Here is a 15,100-nt window from a genome sequence, read left to right as displayed (position 1 = left end):
TTCTACCAGTCATGCCTTTGCACTATGTGAAGCCGCTAATTTGGCCAGTCAAATGAGTAACTTTATATCCAAATATAGCCTAAAAAGACCATGTTGACATTCATCAGCGATACTTCAGGTAAGGAGTTTCCCATCAGCGACAGAGTAGCTGGAAATTCTATCCGAAAAAAAATTCTGGACTTAATCAGGACTGATCATCCGAAATTTTCCGACGATTCCTTTCTGGCACTACAAGAGCTTAATTTCTACAGGGAGAAATACATCTCCAACTGCCTGTTAACCGAGCTCGACGAGCTTTCTGATCTTGAAAGCAATGTTTTGGAGACGCTGAAAGACCAAACCACCATTACCGATAAGGTAGAAGATGATGCTGCTCAAAACACCTTTGGCCAGCGGATAGCAGATCATGTGGCCAGTTTCGGGGGCTCCTGGACGTTTATCATATCATTTGGTGTTTTTCTACTTATCTGGATAGCTGTTAACTTCTTCTGGCTTGCCAACAAGGGCTTTGATCCGTACCCATTCATTCTGCTTAATCTTATTCTCTCCTGCCTTGCGGCCATGCAGGCTCCCGTTATCATGATGAGCCAAAACAGGCAGGAGCAGAAGGATAGAGAAAGGGCCAAAAAAGATTACATGATCAACCTGAAGTCAGAGCTAGAAATCAGAATGCTACACGAAAAACTCGATCACCTGATTCTTCATCAGCAGCAGGAACTCATTGAGATTCAAAAAGTTCAGATTGATATAATGAATGACATTCTTAGCAGAATAGACAAATAAAAAACGAGGCCTCCCGACCTCGTTTCATTCATCTTATCGTTTGCTTTGACTATTCCCAGAAGAAGCCACCCTCAAAGGAGCTATATGCCTGACCATCAGCACTGGGCGGTGTTGAAGCAGCATCAAAGGTGTCAAGATAGGGCACCCAGCTAGCCCCGGATTTCGATAGCAGCTTGAATTTTACAACAAAGCTATCGCCGCTATTGACAATCGGAACCATACCTCCTATGCTGGCAGGCATACCCAGGGTCGCCGGGTCAACCACGCCTCTCGGCGTCACTCCATCGCCGTCAAAAATTGACATTTCCATGCGTGTCTCATTCGGTTGAAAAGATCCGTTGAACAGTGGTATCTGAGTTAGTCCCTGCCAAACAAGTACACCGTTGCCCCTGTTCGATTCGGCCTCAACAAAGTCAAGTGTCTCATTTAACACAAGGTCATCATATCCATCCCCATCCATCGAGGCCTTGATTCCTCCAATAACCGGGCTCCAGTAAATTGCGTTATTATTTGCGAGCGCTATGTCTGAAAACGTCCAAACTAGTTCCCCAAATGGAAATCCACGCTCATCCTCAAAGGACTGTTCAAAACTGGCACCTATTGTTTCAGGTGCGGCGGGTCCGTTTAGCACTTCTACCTCAGCAGGGGTGATGTCGACTACATCAACGCCGTCATCTATATTGATATTGATAACGATTTTACCATCGTCGAGGTGTGCATCTGCATTAATTCTGTAGTGGGTTCTTGGCAGTGGATTTTCTATAGTAGCAGTGAGAGTCCTATCAATCGTAGTTCCATCAAACACCTTAAAGTAAGTCATCGAAATCTCGATAAAAATAGGGTTACCGGCTCTGAAGTAGCCTTCCAGTTCTTCTGAGTCACCATAGTCAAGCTGCTCACCAGTGTTGTTATAGGTAACAACCATGCCGTAAGTGTCAAAATCCATTTTAATGTCGTCAGAGTAAACGACTGACACCTTGTAATTAGCCAAAGTTACCGTAAGAGGGATTTCCTTGATCTCTTCCTTATCAATTGTGAAGTTGTCGGATCTTCCAAAATAATACGGATTATTGAAGGCTGCATCCACCAGATTATCGGAGTGCGCCTCGATGTAGTACTCACCCGTCTCCAGCTCAATCTCTTCCGGTGCACTCGACCAAGGATCGAAAACTATCACCTCAGAGTCATCGGTAGCGTCGAAAATAGTGACGACGTAGTCGCCCAAATCAACCACTTCCGCTACCCTACCCGAAGTAGGAAATTCGTCAATGGCTAGTGCAAGGCTGAGCTTCAGCACACCCTTGTCAGCTAGTGGCTCTGTTGGATCCTCGTTCTTGTTGCAAGACAGAAGGCATGACGCAAACAGAACCACTAAGAATAATTGTGAAATTCTTCTCATGATTAGTATTGTTTTGATGGTAAAAAAATGCTCCTGAGCTGGCTAACCTTATTGTAAGGTACATTATTATTGTAACTAAATCAATTTCAATCCATTAGGTGCTAGAAAATACCTAAAAGTAAGTACTACAGCCGGTGAATTTGGCAGAGTGACCCTTACAAAACTCCCTGTGGCAACAAGTTTTGCTGGGCTAAAATGTATGACCGCTCTCCGATGATGGAGACGGCGGCAGAATGAATAACAATGCGGGGTAGCACTGCCCGTTCGGTCAGCCTGCTCTTGTGTTTGGCACTTTCAGACAAAAAAGACAAAGTGTTACTGACTTTCGTGCAATATTTTTATTACCTGCTATTGTAAACCAAAAGATAGTTTCTACTTTTGTACCTCCAAAATCGGATTGACCGATGGTGTAACGGTAGCACAACAGATTTTGGTTCTGTTTGTCAAGGTTCGAATCCTTGTCGGTCAACTTTCAAAAGTCCCGGTGAAAGCCGGGATTCTTACTTTCTGGAGTGCTCTATTTTGATGGAACCAATTGAATCATCTGTAAAGATCTTTCCTGGAACGGGATCGTTAGACTTGGCGAAGAAAATTGCTGAGGCCTATGGAAAACCTCTTGGGAATTACTCTTCTCAGCGCTTCAGTGATGGCGAACTTTCCTACAGCTTCAACGAGTCGATCAGAGGCTGTGACGTTTTCCTGATCCAATCTACCTGCCCACCCGCCGACAACCTGATGGAGCTTCTGCTCATGATAGATGCGGCAAGAAGAGCCAGCGCCAAGTATGTCACAATCGTGGTGCCCTACTTCGGTTACGCACGCCAGGACAGAAAGGACAGGCCAAGAGTTTCCATTGCAGCAAAATTAGTAGCCAATGTAATGCAATCGGCAGGTGCTGACCGACTGATGGCCATGGACTTGCATGCCGGACAGATTCAGGGCTTTTTTGATATCCCTGTTGATCACCTTGATGGCACGGCTATTTTTGTCCCGTATCTCAAGTCGCTCAATCTTGATGCACTGACATTTGCTTCTCCCGATGTTGGAGGTGTAGCAAGAACACGAACGTTTGCCAAGCATTTCTCAGCCGATATGGTTATCTGCGACAAACACCGCAAGCGTGCCAACGAAATCGCTTCTATGCAGGTGATTGGAGACGTGACCGACAGAGATGTAGTGCTCATAGACGACCTTATTGACACCGGCGGCACACTTTGCAGGGCAGCCCAACTGATCAAAGAAAAGGGTGCCAGAACGGTAAGAGCGATTTGTACTCATCCGGTGCTATCGGGCAATGCTTACGCCAATATCAACAGCTCGGTGCTCGAAGAACTTGTTGTGACCGACACCCTGCCCCTTAAACAGCAGTCATCTAAAATAAAGGTGCTTTCCGTTTCAGACCTTTTTGCCAAGGCCATCAATAATATTCACAGCCACGGCTCCATTAGTTCGCTATTTATAAATAATTAATATACATCATTATGAAAACAGTAGAGATTATAGGGTTTAAAAGAGCAAATCTCGGTAAAAAGGAGTCCAAAGATCTTCGTGCTGCGGGCAGTGTTCCATGTGTCATCTATGGAGGAAAAAGTCAAGTGCATTTCCATGCGCCGATGATTCTTTTCAGAGACCTTGTTTACACACCAAATGCAGCTTTTGTCCATCTGAATGTTGAGGGACAAGAGTTTAAGGCGATCTTGCAAGACATTCAGTTCCATCCGGTAAACGAGATGATTCTGCATGCTGACTTCCTTGAATTAAATGAAAACTCACCAGTAAAGCTTGACATTCCTGTTAAGTTCCTGGGCGTAGCCCCCGGAGTTCAAAAGGGTGGTAAGTTGGTTTCTAAGATGCGTAAGCTCACTGTAAAAGCACTTCCGTCCGAAATGCCGGAGTTCATTGAAGTAGACATCAGCAAGCTGGAACTCGGCAAAACAGTTAAAGTAGGAGAGCTTGGAGAAGCTAAATACAACATCTTGAATAGTCCTCTGGTTTCTATCGCATCAGTTGAAGTCCCAAGAGCTCTTAAAGGCAAAGGCGCTGATGGAGAAGAGGAAGAGGAAGAAGCATAAAAAAGATTCTAATGCCGTCAATATGAAAATCCTGCCTGTTAAGGCGGGATTTTCTATTTTGGAGGCATCAGACAAACGATTAACGCAATGAAATACCTAATAGCAGGACTAGGCAACATCGGGCCTGAATACGAGCTCACACGGCACAACATTGGCTTTTTGGTGCTGGATCGACTTGCTCAGGCAGCGTCTGGCAGCTTCACCTTCAATAAGCAAGCCTATACGGCTGAAATCAAACACAAGGGCCGAACCCTGCACCTCATTAAGCCCACCACCTACATGAACCTCAGCGGCAAGGCAGTAGCTTATTGGATGCAGCAATTGAAAGTCCCCAGGGAAAACATCCTTGTTATCACCGATGACATTGCCCTCCCCTTTGGCAAGCTTCGGATGAAGCCCAAGGGATCAAGCGCTGGTCATAATGGCCTCAAAAATATCGAGGCGACACTTGGGGGCCAAGACTACCCAAGGCTTCGTTTCGGCATTGGGGACAATTATTCGAAGGGCCACCAGGTGGAGTATGTTTTAAATAATTTTTCTAAGGAAGAAATGGCCCTCCTGCCTGAAAGAATGGACAAATCCATCGATATGATCCTCTCATTTGCAGCAATAGGAATCGAAAGAACTATGAATTTTTTCAATGAATAATTGACTATTCAAAACTTTATATTTCTTTGCATAAAATTATAGTGTTATGAATTAGGTATGATTCATCCTCACACTGAACTCCGACTGGTGAATGAGACCGTAGGCTACGGTGTATTTGCCACAGAATTTATCCCAGAAGGTACAATTACGTACATCAGGGATAGTCTGGAACTTGAAATCACCCCCGAAGCATTCGAAAAATGTGTCCCGCTACTTCAAGAGAAGATCGAAAGATATTCTTACATAGATCAGCGTGGCGTTAGGGTGGTGAGCTGGGACCTTGCCAAGTATGTCAATCACTGTTGCCAATGCAACACGATGAGCACTGGTTATGGTTTTGAAATTGCAATCCGGGATATTTTTCCCGGTGAACAGATCACCGATGAATACGGTATTTTTAACATGACAGAGAGAATCAGCCTGTTGTGTGACAAGCCGGGTTGCCGTGGGTCGGTTAGTGCCGATGACTTTGACGCCTACTACCCAAAGTGGGATGAAACGCTGAAACAGTCCTTAGCAAAATTAAAACAAGTGCAGCAACCGCTGATGCCTTTAATGGAGGAGGAAACCGTTGAGCAGTTGGAGAGTTACTTTAGCAACCCTGCCAACTACCTGTCGGTCTATTCCTTAAAACTCGAAAAGGAGACTGTAAAGGCTAGATAAACCTTTCAGCTCGTGTACTAACAGAATTAAATGAGAAAAGCCCCATTCCGGGGCTTTTCTCATTTAATAGAATTCAAATCTTTCTGTGAATTAAAGGGATCTAACGGCGTCTGCGTAGTTCCTAAATTCAAGATCTGTAAGTGCTTTTTCTTTCAGCGAAGAGTCTTCAGCAATCGCTGATTTCAGGCCGTTTGTTACTTCTGTGGCATTTGAAGTACGGGCACCTACAATCGCAAGGCCATAGAACGCTTTCGCATAAGAGCTATCCTTATCAGTAGCGTCTTTGAATGCCGTCTTAGCATTTGAGAATTCCTTCTTAAGAACCAAAGCAAGACCTCTGTTGAAAGACACCTCGGCGGAATTGTCAGCGCCAGCGAAAGACATCAATGCCTTGTCATACTGAGCAGTTTTTACCTCAAGAGTTCCTTTCAAAGTATTAAGCTTTCTCAAAGCATCACCTGTAGCTCCAGAAACAGTTCCTGCTACATCATACGCTTTAGTGTTGTCACCCTGAAGCATATATACTGTTGCCATGTTTACCAATACCTCTGGAGTGTTCGCCTTTTGCTTATTAGCTATTTCCAACTGAGTAAGCGCCAGGTCAACATTCTTCTTCACGTCAGCGCCGCTGGCTGCTGCAGCCATTTGAAGATAAACAGCTCCAAGGTTGTTGTGCGCTACCCAAGTATCCTGCTTCTTAATAGCAGCTTTGTAGATAGCTTCTTTCTCAGTAAGTGATGGAGTAAGTGTTGCGCCAAAAAGCAATTCTGCATTTGAAAGTGAATCAGCAGAAATTCCGCCTTCACCAATTTGCTTGGCCAGAACGGCAATTTCAGGATTAGGGCGCTTAACTTTAACAGTTAAGACTTCAGTTTTTGCAGTACGCAATACTGGGTAGATTTTGTCAAATACTTTCTTGTAACCTGAAAGCTTCTGCAGTGCCTTTTCTTTTTCTTCGAAAGTGCCTGTTCCGTTTACCACAGCAAGCATGGCAGTTTTTTCATCAGAGCTTACGCCGTCAAAGCCATTCAGCATGGTTTTGAATTGTGTCCAGTCCTGAACTACTGGCTTCAAAACGAATTTGATCTCGTCAGCCATACCTTTGTAGTCATACTTGGCCATCATGTCACGGTACCACTTTTCAATCGCCTCGGCACGATCCTGAGATAGATCAGAGTTGATTGTTTCAGTACCTTCAGGTGAGTGAGTACCTGTAATGGTTACAGTACGAGTTACGTTCCTATCGGCAACGAACGCAGTGAAATCTTTACCACGGTCACTGTTTTTCTCAGAAGTCCTTAGAACTGAACGACCTTGTTCAAAAAAGAATTCAACGTTTGTTGGTTCCAATTCTTCTTTGTCGTTGTATCCGTGGTCAGCATAAGAAGCTGCTACAATGTCTTCTACCATCAAAGATGTGGTGATGACACCTTCAGCTACTTTCATTTTTTCAGTAGTCTTGTTTTTTGCTCCTTTGGCAGCAACACCCTGGATCATTACATCACCCTTCGCCATTGCTGGGTCGTAGGCAAATGAGAATGTTTGGCTTTTTCTGGATGTTGTAGAACTGCTGTTAGGAAAATCACCTGCTTTGAATTCAACTGTGCCTAGCTCGGCTTCGTTGGTTCCATACTGATAGAAGGTTTTTAGGCTGTAAGAAGTACCGCCTGGAAGCATTTTAGGAGGAAGTATAGCGGACATTTCAAATTCCACTTTGTCAGCATGAAGCTCTAAAGGATTCGGGGTCACTTCCAACTGCTGGTCATTGGCAAGTTTTATCATCTTGTTTAGCGCACAACCTGACATCAGGAGTGATCCAAACAATATGCCGAAAGCAAGTCTCGTTTTTTTCATTTGAATAATGTTTTGAATGATTATGAATTCCGACGTAAAACTATTGTTATAATGGTTCTATTGCAATTATACGGAAAATAATTTTGCATTAATCAACCGTTAGAACAATATACGACTTTTGTTATTAACTTTGCGATGCTAAAAGTCGGTGTTCATGATACAGTTTCTTGAAAAATACGCATTTGGGGTCTGTAACAGGCTAGGCGATTACCTAAAAATCCCTACTACTAGTATCAGGCTGTTTTTTATTTATTCGTCGTTCTTAACTTTCGGATCACCTTTGATCGTTTACCTGACGTTGGCATTTATCATGCAGTTCAGGCGTTGGTTCAGAAGACGTGACAATATACTTTGGTATTATTGAATTCTGTATTGCAGGTTTCCGTAGCCTTTCTTCCCGGTTAAGTACGCAAGAGGCGCAATTCCCTTATAAGTGCCTGTCAGCGATTTCAAAGCTTTCTTTGGCTGAATCGATCTGTATTTCGAAAAATTTCTTACAATAAATACATGGGCCTTTGAAACAGCCTTTGCATGATCTGCTTTGCCCGACACCAAAAACCTGAGCAAAATCAAAAAGTCAATACTGAACCGCAAGGGTATTTTCCACCACAAGGATCTGGAAAGGTCGTTTTTCAATAAAAGAACAATGCTGTTTCTAAAATTGAGATAGGTTTTATAGGCATTTGAGCTGTCGAGCGTGCCTCCACCAACATGATACACGACCGACTCGCCCTGGTAGTAGACGCTGTGGCCAGCCATTTTCAAGCGCCAGCAAAGATCAATTTCTTCCATATGAGCAAAGAAGGTGGCATCTAACCCTCCCGCTTCTTTAAAAGCTGAACTCCTGACAAACAAACAAGCACCTGTAGCCCAAAAAACCTCGATTTGGTCGTTGTACTGTCCGTTGTCTTTTTCAAGGGTTTCGAACACCCGCCCCCGGCAAAACGGGTAGCCAAGCACGTCGACGAAGCCACCAGCCGCACCGGCATACTCAAAGGTGTCCCTCAAGTGCCATGAAAGAATTTTGGGCTGGCAGGCCGCAATCGCTTTGTCTGCTTCGAGAAGGGAAATCATTGGCTGAAGCCAGCCCTCCGTTACTTCCACATCTGAATTGAGCAAAACGTAGTAGTCGGCGTCGATCTGGGCCAGCCCTGCCTGATAGCCACCGGCATAGCCAAGGTTCTCTTCAAGGGTAATAGTTTTTACATCAAGAAAGTTTTTCTTCAAAAAATCTACAGAACCATCGGTTGAGGCATTGTCTATCACCCAAATGTCTGCTTCAGGCGAAAAATCGATGACCGAGGGCATGAAACGGTCAAGATAGTCTTTGCCGTTGAAGTTGAGAATGGCTACAGCTACCTTTGGACTCATACCATGCTGCCAAAGTCGAACCCCGGAATGTTGGGTAGAACTCCCTCTGTGCTCTTCTTTATTTCCTCTTTGGCTTTTTCTTCAGCTTTCTCTGTGGCCATGTTTACAGCCGCTATTACCAGGTCCTGAAGCATCTCTTTGTCTTTTTCATTGAGGAGTGACGGATCGATATCAAGACTTACAAGCTTCTTTTTTCCGTTAACCACAGCCTTTACCATGCCAGCTCCTGACTCACCTTCCACTTCGATACGTGCAAGATTTTCCTGGGCAGCTTTCATTTTGTCCTGCACCTCTTTCACCTTGCCCATCATTTTCATCATATCAAACATATGCTCTTCGTTTAGTTTTTCAGCAGAACAAAATTACCGCTTTTTTTGATCAGTCTGCCTCCTGCATCGGTTCCTTCCACATAATACCTGTATGTTCCCTGCGGTGCATGGGCACCTTTGAATACGCCATTCCACCCTTTGGGTTGCTCAGTTGTGTAAAACACCAGCTCTCCCCAGCGATTGTAAATTCTAAAGATAAAATCAGACACCTCGGGCCCCTTCACCCCAAACTCCTCATTCAGACCGTCTCCGTTGGGGGTGAAGGCTGAAGGCAGATAAAGATCACTATGAAAAGCGATGGCCCGCCTATTGCTGGTGGTGACAAAGTCGGCGTCAACGCCTAATCCTTCGGCTCGTACAGTTACATAAGCCGCATTGCTGTATTCCGAAGTAAGCCGTAACTCGTAAAAGGTCGGATCCCATACATCGAAAGTGGTCAACAGCACCATATTAATGTCCCAAAGGTCAACATAATATTGCCGCACGCCGTCAGTCAGTGGCAGGTATCGATTCCAGGTCAAGTGGAAGGTATTCGTTTGCTGTTGCTCGCTATTGAGAAATACAGGCCGGGTAATCGTGCCCGGAGGGGAAAGATTGTCACACTCGTCGCTATAGCGAATAGTATAAGAATAGCTGTTCTTCAAAAACTGCGGATTACTTACCACCTGCTCACTAACATCCGACCTGAAAGTGGCGCCGGTGCTGAAATTGCTGCCATCAAACGAATACATGGTTTGGTAGGTCGTGTTAGGACCGGCTTGCTCGGTTCCCTGCCAGCTAAAGAAAAGGTCATCACCATGGTAAGTCGAATAGATGCCTGTAATCGGTGCCAGGTTCTGTTTTTCGAACGACGTGCCGCACACCACCTGGCTCATTGCAAACCCCACGGGATAGTTGACTTTGATTTGGTAGCAGTAGTCGGTGTTGCAAATGAGGGTGGAGTCCGGATACTGGGTTGCCTGGGCATTAGCAGACTGATAATATAGCGTATCGTTGCGGTAGATTTCAAAAGACTGAGCCGCCGTGCCGGGAGGAATCCAGTTCAACAGGTTCCGATACTGCTCAAAGCTGGCAGCAAGGCTTACCTGACAAAGTGTATTGGAGTAGTAGTACTCATTGTTGCAGGGATCGTAGGCTGCCAGGCGAAAACAATAGTCGTTTGTCATCGGCAGCAGCTGATCCAACAAAATTTGATTCCCCTGAAAGACCAACGGAATCTCGCTAAAAGTGCTTCCATTGTTTTCCGACACCTGCAATACATAGCTAATGCCTGAGTTGAGCGTGGCACTGATCAGCATGGTGCTGTCCTGAAAAGTTTCCATGCTATTCAAGATCGGGTCGGTAAGCTCCCTTCTGGTGTTGATCATTACGTTGGTTTCACCACAGCCATCATTTCCTCCGTTGTAGAAGCCCTTTACCCTAACGGGAAAGCTGCCAGCCACGCCATAGTCATGAGGAACGGCGTAGTTACCAGCCAGCACATCCACTGAGTCGACGGCGGTGTAGTAAACCCGGTAATAATCGTAGGGGCTCGCAGGCACCTTCACGCTGGCTGAAAAATTGCGGCAGTTGGCGACCGTTACCTGTGGTGGTTCGGGGGAATTTACTGTTATCTCCAGCGTGTCCGTCTTGGGGTTGATATCCAACCCAATCACCTGAACAATGTTGAAAGTACCGGGCGTATTGAATGTGTGGGTGGTGCTGTTGGTTACCGGAGTGCTATCTCCATACAGGTACTGACGGGAGATGTTGCCAAAATTATCCAACTCCGATATATTGATTGTAAGCGGAGCGCAGCCTATGGGTTTGTCAACAGAAAAGCGGCCGATTTTACTGGTCTTTTGAGCATGTGCGGCTACCGAAAGTGCTAACACCCCCCAACATATCGCAAGCCGAATAAACCGTTTTCTCTGAATCAAAGCCAAGTAATTAACCTGCCTGGTACAGTTACGCAGGCCTTTCGGGTAGTTAAACAACGCAATATAAAACAACGAAATTGCTTCCCTTACCTTAGCTCACTAATGATTTGATCTACTGTGAATGTTTTTTGCTCTCCCGACTGAAGGTTTTTAAGCCCAAATTCACCCAGGGCGAACTCCGACTCACCGGCCATAAGCAGGTAAGGAATGCCCTTGCTTTCGGCATAGGTAAACTGTTTTTTCAGCTTGGCCGACTCAGGGTAAAGTTCGGCGGCAATGCCACGCTCTCTTAACTTACTGAGAACTACCAGTGATTTCATTGCCGAGGCTTCATCAAAATTGGCGATCAGTACTTTTGACGTGCGCACCGATTCGGCAGGAAACAGATTCAGCTCGTCGAGCACATCATAAATACGGTCGATACCGAAAGAGATGCCAACACCGGACACATTTGGCAAGCCAAACATCCCCGTCAGGTCGTCGTAGCGGCCGCCGCCACAAATGCTTCCCATTTGCACGGAAGTAGGCTTCACCTCAAAAATGCAGCCCGTGTAATAGCTAAGGCCACGGGCCAGTGTTGGGTCGATGGCAAGTTGATCCACCTTTATCCCAAAGCCTTCCACCATAATCATTACTTCTTTCAACTCTGCGAGGCCAAGCAGCCCCACCTCGCTGCCAGCCAGCAGCTTTTCAAGGCCTGCAATAATGGTAGCGTTGCTTCCGCTGAGTTGCAAAAATGGCTTTAGTTTTTCGGCTGCATCGTTGCCAAATCCTCTTTCTTTCAGCTCTTCAAATACCTTCTCCTCCCCTATTTTATCCAGCTTATCGATGGCTACGCAAAGCGGGCCCTCCTTTCCCGGAGCGCCCATGAGTTCGGCGATGCCGCTTAGTATTTTCCGGTTGTTGAGTTTGATGGAATAATCGGCCAGCCCCAGCTTTTCAAACACCTCTTTGATCATGAGTACAATTTCCGCTTCGCACAGGAGGCTATTAGTGCCCACCACATCAGCATCACACTGGAAAAATTCTCTGTAGCGGCCTTTCTGAGGTCTGTCGGCCCGCCACACCGGCTGAATTTGGTAACGCTTGAATGGAAAGGTGTGCAGGTGCTGGTTCATCACCACATAGCGGGCAAATGGTACCGTGAGGTCGTAGCGAAGGCCTTTTTCGGAGATTTCTGGCGTGATGGATTTGGAGTTTCGCTCCGACAAGTTAGCATCGGAGGCATTTTTCATAAAGTCGCCAGAATTCAAAATCTTAAACAGCAGTTGATCGCCTTCATCTCCGTATTTGCCTGTCAGCGTTGATAGGTTTTCAATGGCAGGTGTTTCCAGAGGTTGAAAGCCAAATTTCTCAAAGACCGCTCTAATGATACCGAAAAGGTAATTCCTCCTCGACATTTGAACGGGTCCAAAATCCCTTGTTCCTCTCGCTAAACCTGGTTTTTGTGCAGCCATTACTCCTGTTTTGCGGCAAAACTACGAATTAGTCGATGGAATTACCCTAAAGCTTTGTGATTTATAGCGTTGGGAGTTATGAATTTGAAAGTAAACCACTATATTTGCGCTCCATTTCGAAAAATATTGAACCTCATGGGAGTTACAAGATTAAAACGCAAGGGTCGTAAAAATAGAAACGTATCAGCTTCAAGGCAGTTTTCTATCAAGCATTTGACTGCAACGCCCGTTATAAAAAATGTTGACCTGGAAGAGTTGAAGAAGCAGTTCTCTGCTCCTAAGCCAGCAGCTAAAAAAGAAACACCGGCACCTAAAGCTGAGGCTCCTGTAGTTGAAGCTGCTGCAGATGCGCCAGTAGCTGAAGCGCCTGCAAAAGAAGCGAAGAAGCCTGCTGCGAAAAAAGAAGCCACTCCTAAGAAAGAGGCTGCCCCTAAGGCCAAAGCTGCTAAGAAAGACAAGGACGCCGAGTAAATCACTTGGTTAACTATATAAAAAAGCCCTGCTTGCAAAAGCGGGGCTTTTTGTGTTGGGGTGGTCTGGCGCTACCCTTTCCATGTCATAAGCCTATACCTCCAGAGGACTCGTAATAAGTGATTCGGCTATTTTGGTCGCCTTAAGCACGAGAAATTTCACAAAGTCATCGAGGTAGTCGGCATCAACCGCCTTGGACTGCTCAAGCCAGGGATTCATGACGACCGAACGTAAGATGAAAAGTCCTTCACGCAAATACTCTTCTTTCGTAAAACCATAGCTGATCAGAATATCGCCGACTGACTCCCAGGAATACTGCTCACTCCTGAGTTGAGTTCTCGAAACAAAAAAGGCATGATCGTAAGGCATGAGGTGGCGCTTGTCCTCCGTTCTCAACGATAAGGTTTCGTAAACTCCTCTATTTATGGTATTATTTTCCTTTAATGATGCCCCATTCAGCAGCACCAAATAGCAGACAACGTTTGTGTCGGGTTGGGTCAACGGACGGATCGTTAAGCGGGAGTCCTGAAATACAGCGTCATCAATTAGATGATACAGCCTCTGCGCACCAGCCAACGACTGCCTGATGATTTTCCCATGACCGTTTCTGTGAAGAGGGATGGTTTTGTGTGTCAACCAGGTTGCCAGCGCAGCAGCCCCCGGCTTCGACCCTTCAATGATATAGGGGCCAATGGCTTCATCAAGTATTTTGGTGTCGAAAAAATTCACGTTCGTCTCGTCGTCGTGAATATAAGGTGCCTTTTGCCTGGCATACAGCATACTCCGCTTGTCTTTAAAATTGATGACGCCGGAAGGATACTGGATATAGCCCAGCTTGTGAGGATCGATCGTTACAGAGTCGGCCAGATGCATGAATTCTATGCCTTTATTGTCGAACGCATCCTTGGAAGTAGCAGCTGATTGTTCGGGGTCGTCCACATAGAGCGTCCGCAAATAACCGCCCCAGGCTGCGTCGGCATGAAGCCAGAAGGACTTACATTGCTCCTGTTCATATTTTTTCCTTATTCTTTCGATATCAACCAACGGATCAACGGCGCCTTCCTCGGTGGTACCCAAGATACCGACCACCGCTACGATAGTTTGTGAAGCACTCAGCCCAAGTATCGCTTCTTCAAGTGCTTGGATTGAAATCCTGAAATGGGTGTCGACAGGTATTGATATCACTTGATCTTCGCCAAAGCCGAGCAGGTTGGTAATTTTTTTGATACTATAGTGTGCCGCTTCCGACACAAAGATGACTGGCTCCAGCCCAATGTCCCTGTAAAGACCAACCCCTTTTTTGCCTATGTTGAATTTGCTGGATTGAAAAGATTCCTCCAACCACCGATAAGCATCATCCGCCTTGCGCTGAGCTGCCAGCCGCTCTGGAATGCTCAATCGTTCGTTGAGTGTAAGGTTGAGCAAGTTGGTAACTGGCACATCCCTGATGTCTTTGTGAGTCCCGTCAGGCAAGTGCACCTGGAAGGCGATGGATTGCTCCCGGCAAAGCCCGGCCACCATCACGGGAATCCACTGCGTTTGCCTGGCCATCCAAAGTGCTTCCATATTAGCAATGGTGCCACCAGAGGTAATGTGCGACCAGCTTTTGTCGGTGTCGTAGCCGAGCATACCAGCAACCATTTTACCCGCCTCTATTTCCAGCCTCACTGTGACGGGCGCCCCCTCATCCGAAACATTGTTGGGATTGTACAGCATGCCCGCAAAATAGCCCATGACCCCTGGCATGCTTGTTTCCGATATCATATGTGCCAGGTAGCGGGGCGAGTAAAAGGGATAGTCAGCCTTTAGCTGATTAAGAGCAAAATCGAGCTCATTACTTAGTTTATCAAACCACAAGTCGTGCGAGCGTCGCTCGGCCCGGCCCAAAATCAGTGGATCCTCCGGAAAATAGTTTTTCCGCCAGTGGGTGTAGTCCTGAAAAATGTAATTGATTACTTCTTGCCAGACGCCTGCCTGCTCTGACTTTGGCCCCAGGAACCAGGCGCCCAATGGAAGCTCTTCTTCTGCCTTCGCCATAGCTACTACTTTTTTTCTCTTCAAAGCTAAAACTACCCCTCCACCGACCCTATGATCTTCGTCAGGTTTGGGCAAGACTTTTGGGTATGTTACAATT

General features: G+C 46.0%; 14 protein-coding genes and 1 tRNA gene. 8 read left to right on the top strand and 7 right to left on the bottom strand.

Annotation, left to right across the window (positions count from 1 at the left end):
- Window positions 1-90 precede the first annotated feature (90 nt).
- Window positions 91-783, top strand: a complete 693-nt coding sequence (locus tag GC130_RS18265) for a DUF1003 domain-containing protein (RefSeq protein ID WP_151999787.1) — start codon at window positions 91-93, stop codon at window positions 781-783.
- Between the two features lie 49 nt (window positions 784-832).
- Here GC130_RS18265 and GC130_RS18260 read toward each other — a convergent pair whose 3' ends face one another.
- Window positions 833-2,182, bottom strand: a complete 1,350-nt coding sequence (locus GC130_RS18260) for a DUF4493 domain-containing protein (protein WP_151999786.1) — start codon at window positions 2,180-2,182, stop codon at window positions 833-835.
- Between the two features lie 398 nt (window positions 2,183-2,580).
- Between GC130_RS18260 and GC130_RS18255 the strand changes: the two genes are divergently transcribed.
- The 5 genes from GC130_RS18255 to GC130_RS18235 all read left to right on the top strand — a co-directional run bounded on the left by GC130_RS18255 (window position 2,581) and on the right by GC130_RS18235 (window position 5,565).
- Window positions 2,581-2,651, top strand: a tRNA-Gln gene (locus GC130_RS18255).
- A 56-nt stretch (window positions 2,652-2,707) separates the two neighbouring features.
- Window positions 2,708-3,652 (top strand): ribose-phosphate pyrophosphokinase, encoded by a 945-nt coding sequence (locus tag GC130_RS18250; protein ID WP_151999785.1) that lies wholly within the window; start codon window positions 2,708-2,710, stop codon window positions 3,650-3,652.
- 11 nt (window positions 3,653-3,663) lie between these two features.
- Window positions 3,664-4,254, top strand: a complete 591-nt coding sequence (locus GC130_RS18245; protein ID WP_151999784.1) for a 50S ribosomal protein L25/general stress protein Ctc — start codon at window positions 3,664-3,666, stop codon at window positions 4,252-4,254.
- Window positions 4,255-4,341: 87 nt separating this feature from the next.
- Window positions 4,342-4,902: an aminoacyl-tRNA hydrolase gene (pth, locus tag GC130_RS18240; RefSeq protein ID WP_151999783.1), complete on the top strand. Its 561-nt coding sequence runs from the start codon at window positions 4,342-4,344 to the stop codon at window positions 4,900-4,902.
- A 57-nt stretch (window positions 4,903-4,959) separates the two neighbouring features.
- Window positions 4,960-5,565 carry an SET domain-containing protein gene (locus GC130_RS18235; RefSeq protein ID WP_151999782.1) on the top strand — a complete coding sequence of 202 codons (606 nt, stop codon included), beginning with the start codon at window positions 4,960-4,962 and terminating at the stop codon, window positions 5,563-5,565.
- Between the two features lie 90 nt (window positions 5,566-5,655).
- Here the strand turns inward: GC130_RS18235 and GC130_RS18230 are convergent, their stop codons facing one another.
- Window positions 5,656-7,419, bottom strand: a complete 1,764-nt coding sequence (locus GC130_RS18230) for a lipopolysaccharide assembly protein LapB (RefSeq protein ID WP_151999781.1) — start codon at window positions 7,417-7,419, stop codon at window positions 5,656-5,658.
- 154 nt (window positions 7,420-7,573) lie between these two features.
- Between GC130_RS18230 and GC130_RS18225 the strand changes: the two genes are divergently transcribed.
- A complete protein-coding gene (locus GC130_RS18225) occupies window positions 7,574-7,783 on the top strand; it encodes a PspC domain-containing protein (RefSeq protein ID WP_151999780.1) in 210 nt (69 codons plus the stop codon).
- On the opposite strand, the gene GC130_RS18220 is transcribed toward GC130_RS18225, so the two are convergent.
- The 4 genes from GC130_RS18220 to hisS all read right to left on the bottom strand — a co-directional run bounded on the left by GC130_RS18220 (window position 7,777) and on the right by hisS (window position 12,495).
- Entirely contained in the window at window positions 7,777-8,790 is a 1,014-nt protein-coding gene (locus GC130_RS18220; RefSeq protein ID WP_151999779.1) for a glycosyltransferase family 2 protein, read from the bottom strand. The genes GC130_RS18225 and GC130_RS18220 overlap by 7 nt on opposite strands.
- A complete protein-coding gene (locus GC130_RS18215) occupies window positions 8,787-9,119 on the bottom strand; it encodes a YbaB/EbfC family nucleoid-associated protein (protein WP_151999778.1) in 333 nt (110 codons plus the stop codon). The genes GC130_RS18220 and GC130_RS18215 overlap by 4 nt, the downstream gene beginning before the upstream one ends.
- A gap of 11 nt (window positions 9,120-9,130) precedes the next feature.
- Window positions 9,131-10,993, bottom strand: coding sequence for a gliding motility-associated C-terminal domain-containing protein (locus GC130_RS18210; RefSeq protein WP_151999777.1), 1,863 nt, complete (start codon window positions 10,991-10,993; stop codon window positions 9,131-9,133).
- Window positions 10,994-11,124: 131 nt separating this feature from the next.
- Entirely contained in the window at window positions 11,125-12,495 is a 1,371-nt protein-coding gene (hisS, locus tag GC130_RS18205) for a histidine--tRNA ligase (protein ID WP_151999776.1), read from the bottom strand.
- 135 nt (window positions 12,496-12,630) lie between these two features.
- Between hisS and GC130_RS18200 the strand changes: the two genes are divergently transcribed.
- Window positions 12,631-12,966: a hypothetical protein gene (locus GC130_RS18200; RefSeq protein WP_151999775.1), complete on the top strand. Its 336-nt coding sequence runs from the start codon at window positions 12,631-12,633 to the stop codon at window positions 12,964-12,966.
- A 93-nt stretch (window positions 12,967-13,059) separates the two neighbouring features.
- On the opposite strand, the gene GC130_RS18195 is transcribed toward GC130_RS18200, so the two are convergent.
- A complete protein-coding gene (locus GC130_RS18195; protein WP_151999774.1) occupies window positions 13,060-15,003 on the bottom strand; it encodes a pyridoxal-dependent decarboxylase in 1,944 nt (647 codons plus the stop codon).
- Window positions 15,004-15,100 lie beyond the last annotated feature (97 nt).

Source organism: Imperialibacter sp. EC-SDR9 (assembly GCF_902498805.1).
In the GTDB taxonomy this organism is placed as follows: Bacteria; Bacteroidota; Bacteroidia; order Cytophagales; family Cyclobacteriaceae; genus Imperialibacter.
Note: the sequence above shows the minus strand (reverse complement) of the source record. Positions and strands in the feature narration are given on the sequence as shown.